The organism is Calditrichota bacterium, from assembly GCA_014359355.1.
Taxonomy (GTDB): Bacteria; Zhuqueibacterota; Zhuqueibacteria; order JANLFK01; family Oleimicrobiaceae; genus Oleimicrobium.
Genome location: JACIZP010000065.1, coordinates 1 through 6,356, shown reverse-complemented (window position 1 = coordinate 6,356; position 6,356 = coordinate 1). Strand labels below are relative to the sequence as shown.

Genomic DNA, 6,356 nt, shown 5'->3' with positions numbered 1-6,356 from the left:
GTGCCGCCGCCAGTTCATTCTGCCTGCCCACGAGGTCTAAGCTGGTCCTGTCACCTAAGTGATTCTTGCTCCATGCCTCTCTGGCTGTCTGCTCGTTGCCGCCCAACGCCAAAACGACCACGTTCGCTTCTCTTGCCACTCGTACCGCCTCGCAGATAGAGCGACGGTCCTCCTCAGGGTCCGGCAGTCTCACCACGTCTTCCTGCCACGAGCCCCCCACTGTTATCTTGCAGCCTTCGCTGTAGACGACCTTACATCTGCTCTCCATCTTCTCACGTATCCCTTGGAGCAGGGTGGAACAGTACTTGGGCGTGCCGCTGTATCCTCCGAGAAGGACCCGGTCCGCGTTTGGCCCGATGACAGCTATGGTGCTGCCTGGTTTCGGTTGGAGGGGGAGGAGGTTTCCGTCGTTCTTGAGCAAAATGATCGCTTCATGCGCGGCCTGCAGCGCCAGCTCCCGGTCGGCCTCCAACTTGAGTTCGACCCGCCCTGGCTCGACGGGCACGAAGGGCTTATCGAACAGACCCATCATGAACTTGTAGCGCAACATCTGTGCGACCAGCTCGTCAAGCACCTGTTCCTTCAGGCGTCCCTGTTTCACCAGGTCCACGAGAAACGGATAGCAATCCATGTCCGGCAGTTCGATATTGACGCCGGCCAGCGCTGCGAGCAAAGCTGCTTCTTTCTTGTCCTCAGCCACAAAATGGCTAAGGGCCTCATCGCGACGGTACAACTCAGTGATGGCATAGTAGTCGGAGACGACAAATCCCTGGAATCCCCATTCGCCACGCAGCACCTCGCGCAAGAGCCATCTATTTGCATGGGAAGGAACGCCGTCAATCTCGTTGTAGGAGGCCATCACGCTGGCCACCTTGGCCTTTTGTACCACCTCTCTGAATGGGTAGAGGAACACATCCCGCAAAAGTCTCTCGGAGACGTTCGCCGGCGCACAGTTGATACCCGACTCTGGCTGCCCGTGCGCTGCAAAGTGTTTTAGCGTGGCCATCACGTGCCGGCCGTCCTCGAATGAACCGTCCCCTTGCAGGCCGCGCACAACCGCAAGCCCCATCTGGGCCACCAAGTACGGGTCCTCGCCAAAAGTTTCTTCAACCCGCCCCCAGCGGGGGTCGCGCGCCACGTCCACTACGGGGGCCAACACCTGGTGGGCTCCGCGCATCCGCACGTCCTCAGCCACCGCCGCAAAGACCTTTTGCACCAAATCCGGATCGAACGTCGAGGCCAGGGCGATGGCCTGGGGGTAGCTGGTGGCTTGCCGGGCCGCCAGCCCATGCAGGCATTCTTCGTGGAACACAACGGGAATCCCCAGGCGGGTCTCTTCCACGAAGAACTTCTGGATGGCATTGGACAGTTCCATCATCTCCTGGGGCGTGAGCCCCCCGCGCGAATCGCTCAGCCTGGCGATCTGTCCGATCCCATGCCTCAGGTGTTTCCGGAGCCGTTCAAGGCTCAGGCTTCCCTTTTCGTCGAAGAGATGACTTGCCTTCGCACTCCAGATGCAAAGCATCTGCGCTACCTTCTCTTCGAGGCTCATCCGTCCCAGAAGGTCTCTGACGCGTTCGTCCACCGACAAGGTGGCGTCCTGGTAGGGGAAGCGGCTGCGGGAAATTGGTGCGGTTTGGGAAGAAGAGCTATCCTTTGCCATCTCTCGCTTCCGTAGTCTGCGCCTTTAGGATGGACAACCACAGTTTCACGAGATGTGCACGGATCACTGCCGCTGGCTTCGCAATACCCCTCATTCTTGGCCAGCCTTGAACCGATTAAAACATACGGAGAATGATTCAAAAAGTCAAGAGAAAAATTCGCGGTGTGTCTTTTTTTCTCCAGCTTCAGGCGGCAATGCCGAATCGGCATCAGCCCGCCATGCGCCACGACCCCGCCCGCAACCAGCCTTCCTTGCGGCCACGCAGGAAGCCGGGCCCCACCGGCCCGGCACACCTGGCTGGGCACGAGGTCACGAATGCGCCGCGATGGTGTGCACAAGCGCAAGAATGTTCTCAGTCTTAACTCCCGGCGGCATTCCCCCCCCACAAGAGATGATCACTCGGCTCTTGTCCTCCAGGCCATCAAGAAGCTCGGCTGTGGCCTGCATTACCTGCTGTGGCGTGCCATTGGCCAGCACGTCCCTGGGTGGGATGTTGCCAAGCAAGGTCACCGTGCCCCCAGTGAGCCGCTGAAGTTCGCGGAGGGAAACGTCGAACCCCATGTTGAACAGGTTGACCCCGATTTCCGCCAGGTACGGGGCCGAAACCCTGCAAGGCGCGTCATTGTGGAAGAACCTGATGGCTACATCCTCGGCGAACAGTTCTTTGAAGCGCGGCAAGGCGAAACGACGGAACTCCTCCTCGCCAATGAGCCCTACTATGTCGTCGAGAAGGAAGATGCCATCGATAGTGGAGAAACTCTCCCGCTGCAAGTACAACCAGTCCTTGAGGAAACTAGTGATTTTGTCCAAGAGCCGCTCCGCTTTCTCCGGCTCGAGCATCATAACCGTGAGGAACTCTGTGGTTCCCAGAAGATGTGCGGCAATGTTCAGTGGGCCACGCGCCACAGCAAAGTAGATGCGATGGCCGACGCTATGCAACCTCGGCTCTGCCAGCTTGAGGCGATTGACCACAAAGGGCAGCAGGCCGTCGGTCTTCGGGTTTGGCTGAGGGAGTGCCTCCAGGTCCTCGAGGGAAGCGAGCACCTTATGGGCATGAGGGAACTCGTTTTCTGGAAAAGAACACCTGGCCCCAAAGGCAGATGGTTCGGTACACATGCCGAACTCGGACCAAAAGCCAGGGAAGAACAACACCTCCGGAAAATCGCTTACCGCCTTGAGGTTGGCGGCGAACCACAATTCGTCGTTGGAAAAGTAGTCAAGAATCCGGACACCGTACCAATTGGGCAGCCAAGGGCTGTCGATAATGAACCCTACTGGCAGCGGAGTGAACACTTGCCCCGCCACCACTTGCTTGAGCTTTTCCCATTGTTGCTCTGTCACAGTTTCTCCATCATTTAACAAGAGGGCACTAGCGTCTTCCGTCGTTGCGCATGGGGTTCGGAGCTGGTGCACTCATCTGAACGACGCCGCGAGCCTCCACCTGCAGGGACCGATTCTTGAGTTGATCACCCTCCCTGCCATCTCACGGGGAAGTGTGCCGACGATGGTAGCTCTCCGGCGGCCCAAGGTAACTCGCTTTCACGTCACCGGTCTCCACCACAAGCCTCTGAACCACCACGCCAGGATCGACCATCCACAGCTTTAGGACATGCTGGCCTGGCTTGTCAATGGTATGCAAAGACGTGCAGACCGTCAGGTTATTGCGCACCGACTCTTCCCAATCCTCGAAGGTCCGGCCCTCATGCATGTTGATGACCTGCACCGGTTGGTCGTCGAAGGAAACGCCGTAGCGCAAACCGCCGTCCCCATAGAAATCCAGAGTAGGCGATAGATAGGTCTTTACCTTCACCTGTCCGCTTGAGAAGAGGTGCACGGCGTACTCTAACCTGGGACTGTCGCCTCCCGGGACTTGCGGCGGCGCAGTGACCGGGTAAGGCGTCATCGCCGAGAGCGTCCTTCCCAAGTCTGGAATGCGCTGCCACTTTACTCCGTCACGGATTACTGCCTTTGTGTAGTGTTCGGCTTCGATCGCGACGTAGCCGTTGCTTTCAACGAAGCCCTCCACCGTCTCCGGCCGCGGCTCGGCAGGATTGTGTACCGGCGCGAAAACCACCACCTTACCCTGCGGACCAAGCACTGTTATTGGGACGCGGTGTCTGCCGACGGGTACCTTTTCCCAATCGACACTGACCCACACGCGCACTTCGGTGTCAACCTTTCCCTTGTGCGGCTTGACGTGCAACCACTTCTCGCCAGCACGAACTGAGAACTTGAATGGTTCCTTTCCGCGATTGAACACCTCGATGTAGTATGTCTGCTTGTGGAACGGATCGAACTCAGGCAACGTTGCCACACCCTTGTCCCCCGGCCACCAGCTCTCTGACCCTTCGACTGCCACCCCCATTTCAGCCTTGTCTTGTACTCCGATCTCCTTGACCTCGGGCATGATATTGGTCTCTGGTTGCTGCCACGAGGTGTAGCCGATGTGCGTCTGGTCCATCATGTGATTCCATTTCCCATTGGCCAGGACCTTGTTGTAGTAATGAGTGATCTCCGCATCCCTCTCGAACAGCTTTCGAGCTCTCTGCGCCAGGGCATTTGTCGCCGCCCGTCCCTGACGCGCGTAGAGATGGTTCTTCCCCACGGTCACATAGAGCTCGTTCAGATTGGCACACGCCTCAATTGGATGAAGGACCAACTGGTAGAACGCGTCACGGTATTCCTGCGGAGGGGTCTGATACAGTCTGCGCGCCCTCTGTTCCAACGCCGCATAGCCGGCAACCACTGCTTCGGCCTCGCGGAAATTGACCAGGCTGTAGGTAGAAGGTGAAAGCAGTTCAGGCTTGCGACGCGAGTTGTATGTGGTGTAGCGGGTGATGAGCTCGCCTATCTCCGTCGCGTGCTCCGGCCCAAACTGTTCTGTTGCCCACTGCCGGGTGTATTCAGGTAAGTCCTCGGCGGCAATGCGTTCCGGATCCCATGCGTAGTCGAGGAAAAAGCTGATGGGGAACTCCATCGGCTTGATGTCGCCCACGTTCACGATCCAGATTTGTCGCGCACCGTGCTCGTAGGCGAGATGCATCTGTTCCCACACCCGGGCGATTTGATTCGTATTGAGCCACTTGTAGTTGCGCGGCCCGCCGACGTAGTCGTAGTGATAGTAAATGCCATAGCCCCCTGCTCGCGGTGGTGCGTCCGGCTTCGGCAGCCGCCGGATGTTTCCCCAGTTGTCATCGCACAACAGGAGCGTCACGTCGTCCGGCACGCGCATCCCCCGGTCGTAGTACTCCTGGACCTCCTTATACAGCGCCCAGACCTGCGGGATGGTAGAAGCCGGCCTTCCCGTGACTTCTTCGAGAATGCGCCGCTGGTCGCGTACGATGCGCTCCAGCAAGGCGATGTTTGCCTCCTCCGTCATAGGCTCATCGCCGTCGCCGCGCATGCCGATGGTCACGATGCTTTCGTAAGAGCCCATGCGGCGGATGCCCTCGCGCCAAAACTCCTGTAGCTTGGCCTCATTCAGCTCATAGTTCCAGGGCCCCGACCCATATCGGCGCCATTCGTCATGAGCACGCATCATCGGCTCGTGATGCGAGGTGCTGATCACCACCCCGTACTCGTCCGCCAGCTCGGGATTCTTGGGGTCGTCGTCGTAGAATGCTCGTCCCCACATGGCCGGCCAAAGGAAATTTCCCTTCAGCCTCAGGATCAATTCGAAAACCTTCTCGTAGAAACGATGGTTAAAGCCTCCAAACTTCTCGTACGCCCAACCCGAGAGCGCAGGCGCTTCATCATTAATGAAGATCCCTCGATACTTGACCTTCGGTCCCATTTCTACAAAAGGTCCGGGCGAGACGAAAACCGCCTCTTTCCTCTTTGGGGGAACGTCTGCCCACCAGTACCATGGCGAAACTCCCATCTGCGCGGACAGATCGAAAACGCCAAAGATGGTTCCCCGTTTGTCGCTCCCGGCGATGACCAGGGCCTGAGCCACTCCGGGGAACGGCTCGTCGACCACCTGGATTACAAAGGTCTCCCAACGTCCCTTGATGGCGGCCTCTATTTTTCCTTCCGCAGCCAACTTGTCGACAAGCGGCGACTTGCCCAACGTTCCCACCACAACGACGGCGGAAGTGCGCGGGATAGTGTCCAAGACGATCCTTGCCTGGCAGCCGCTCACACGTTCGATGTCCGCCTGAAAGTGCTTGAGCACTCGGATGACTCCTGGGAAGTCCTGCGTGCTCGCCAGGAGGGGCGCTGCCTTCCCTTCCTTGACCAACGGAAACCTCCCCTTCCCATCCTCGCAGGTCACATAAGGAGCGCTCTTCCACGCTCCACCCAGCACCTGCGAAGAGGACAAGAGGAACATCGCAACGCCGAGGCACCCAGCCAGCATCGAGCTGAACCCTCGTACGTTCCGGCTGCGCTCAGCAACGCCCAATCCGCCTAGTCGTCTGATCGTGAACATGGCCAAATCTCCCTGCTGAATTCACCTTACCACCGAGCGGGCTACGAGGACAAATTACCTCCCCGGGCACTGTGGCACTGGCTTTCCCCGCAGGTCATAGATGCGAAAGTTGCCGCTCACTTGAAGTAGGCCCAACAGGTACAGAACCCCGTCATAGTACCTGCCTGGCCCGCGCGGCACAGGCATGTCCCAGAGTTCTTGCACAAACTCCTTGCGATGCGGCAAAGTGGAAGCCAGGGCCGCCACGGCGTTCATAGCCACCAG

Annotated in this window: 4 protein-coding genes; all 4 read right to left on the bottom strand. The window is 58.6% G+C overall.

Translation table 11 applies throughout. The features are described from left to right. The coding region (locus H5U38_02925) for a glycoside hydrolase family 3 protein (protein ID MBC7185966.1) at window positions 1-1,663 on the bottom strand (1,663 nt) is incomplete at its 3' end. A gap of 309 nt (window positions 1,664-1,972) precedes the next feature. Beyond that, window positions 1,973-3,004 (bottom strand): uroporphyrinogen decarboxylase, encoded by a 1,032-nt coding sequence (locus H5U38_02920; GenBank protein MBC7185965.1) that lies wholly within the window; start codon window positions 3,002-3,004, stop codon window positions 1,973-1,975. A 142-nt stretch (window positions 3,005-3,146) separates the two neighbouring features. After that, a complete protein-coding gene (locus H5U38_02915; protein ID MBC7185964.1) occupies window positions 3,147-6,020 on the bottom strand; it encodes a glycosyl hydrolase 115 family protein in 2,874 nt (957 codons plus the stop codon). 126 nt (window positions 6,021-6,146) lie between these two features. After that, window positions 6,147-6,356 (bottom strand): glycoside hydrolase (locus H5U38_02910; protein ID MBC7185963.1); only part of this gene is annotated, 210 nt, incomplete at its 5' end.